General features: G+C 38.3%; 2 protein-coding genes. Both read left to right on the top strand.

Annotated elements, in window-relative coordinates; all coding sequences use genetic code 11:
- On the top strand, positions 1–440 hold a 440-nt coding region (locus C5469_RS22850), incomplete at its 5' end, for a Tox-REase-5 domain-containing protein (protein ID WP_242689578.1).
- Between the two features lie 12 nt (positions 441–452).
- Positions 453–990 (top strand): immunity 52 family protein (locus C5469_RS22845; protein ID WP_166310988.1); only part of this gene is annotated, 538 nt, incomplete at its 3' end.

The following is a 990-nucleotide window of genomic DNA, read 5'->3' as shown; positions in this document are numbered from 1 at the left end:
AGGCTTGCCTGGCTATTCCGGTGACGAGTGAAAAATATCGCAAGGTGAGCCGCTGGAGCGCCATCACGATTAATTATCAGCGATTTATTGCCCAAACGAAATATGATCCCACTATACAGATGATCCAAGAATTTCAGTGTCTGAAAGTGACCTTTTATGGCTGGCGACCCGCGTATTGCTTATTTCTGGAAGCTAAGGCGCGGTATGACCAGTTTTTTGATATTGAAGGTGAACCAAAAATTTGGTGGAAAGGGAGTAAGTCGGGTAAAAAACAGGCGGAAAGGCATCAAACTGTTTGTGACACACTAGAGGGTACCCCGCATGTGGAATGGCATTTTTTACAACCAATCAGTTATGCCTATTTTAAGGGAATATTTAGTCAATTTAAAAATATCAGTGTCCATTATACTCCCTGTGCCGATTTAATGACTATAATCTAATTCGAGGTTTAAATGACAATAATTCGTATAAAAATCAATGTGTATTATGAACAACAGAAAACCATTACCGTAAATACAGCGTTAATGGATTTATTTCATATTACACGGCAGATCGATATCTTTTTCAGGCAGGAAAAGACATGGTATTTAACTGGCTATTCACGAAAAGAGGCCCTAAAACATATTGTGTTTGATAAACAAGGGCCAACAGAAAAGACAGTGAGCTATTTTGAAAAATCTTATAAAAAAGATTTTCCTTCACTTATTGAAGATATGTGGGATGGAGAGCGGGATGAGATAGCTAATGGTATTAGTTATAATAAACTGTCTACAAGAGGCATCAACTGGGTTTGGCTAGAATTCAATTTAAAAATTGACAGTAACCAACTGAATGTATCCCGATTAATTGATTTAGTTAAATACTTAGCGACTAGCCGTGACTTTCCTTATATCCAAGTTGAGACCAACGGCTATACCTTAAAAGGCAAACAGGTTTTCCCTGATCGCCTCAGTGTTGGCTGGATGCTTTACCAGCCCCGTATTATTGATA

It is taken from the genome of Photorhabdus cinerea, assembly GCF_011189575.1.
GTDB classification, from domain to species: Bacteria; Pseudomonadota; Gammaproteobacteria; order Enterobacterales; family Enterobacteriaceae; genus Photorhabdus; species Photorhabdus cinerea.
This window is presented reverse-complemented; position numbering and strand designations above follow the sequence as displayed.